The 801-nt window shown below is 65.8% G+C and carries 1 protein-coding gene and 1 pseudogene; both read right to left on the minus strand.

All coding sequences use genetic code 11. From position 1 onward, the window contains the following. Nucleotides 1-104 (minus strand): annotated as a pseudogene (locus BLX42_RS26925) (nucleotidyltransferase family protein); the annotation flags it as partial. Continuing rightward, on the minus strand, nt 101-801 hold a 701-nt coding region (locus BLX42_RS14690), incomplete at its 5' end, for an XdhC family protein (protein ID WP_161872050.1). The pseudogene BLX42_RS26925 and the gene BLX42_RS14690, both read right to left, overlap by 4 nt.

Here is an 801-nt window from a genome sequence, read left to right on the forward strand (position 1 = left end):
CTATGCACCAGCAAGCTGCGCCCGTCGCCCAACGTGGCCCGGCGCTTGTCGCCACCGAAACGCACGCTGCTGCCCGCCGCCAGCACCAGCGCAACGATACTCACAGCGCCGCCCGCTCGATGCCGTTACGCATGCGCAGAATATCGGCCAGCACTGCCAGGGCGATCTCTGCCGGGGTCTTGCTGCCCAGGTTGAGGCCGATCGGTGCGTGGATGCGCGCCAGCTCGCCGCTGGCCAGGCCACCGATGCGCTGCAGGCGTTCGCGACGCTTGTCGGAGGTGGCCTTCGAGCCCATCACGCCAATGTAAAACGCCTCGGTACGCACTGCTTCAAGCATGGCCAAGTCATCGATTTTGGGGTCATGGGTCAATGCAACCACTGCCGTGTCGGCATGGCAACCACCGTTGGCGATGAATTCTGACGGCAACTCGCGACGCACTTCGACGCCGTCCAGCACCACGCCTTCGAGCACCTCGTCACGCGGGTCGCAGAGGATGACTTCAAAACCCAGCCCTTTGCCGAACTCGGCGCAATAATGCGCAACGCTGGAATACCCCGCCAACAGCAGCCGCTGGGCAGCGCCCACACGCAGACGCACACGGGTGCTATCACGTTCGACCCTTGGGCCCTGGCACGAGTCGTCGCTGAGCCGGCGCGTGCCGTCAGGCAGGCTCACCTCGCGCAAGAGCCGCCGCTGGCCCTGCAACGCACCAGCCAAGGCGCGCAGATGCGCCTGCACTTCGCAATCGGCCGGCAGGTTTTCCACCAGCACCTCCAGCACCCCGCCACAGGGCAGACGAA

Origin of the sequence: Pseudomonas sp. SG-MS2 (assembly GCF_009933855.1) — a bacterium.
In the GTDB taxonomy this organism is placed as follows: domain Bacteria; phylum Pseudomonadota; class Gammaproteobacteria; order Pseudomonadales; family Pseudomonadaceae; genus Aquipseudomonas; species Aquipseudomonas putida_E.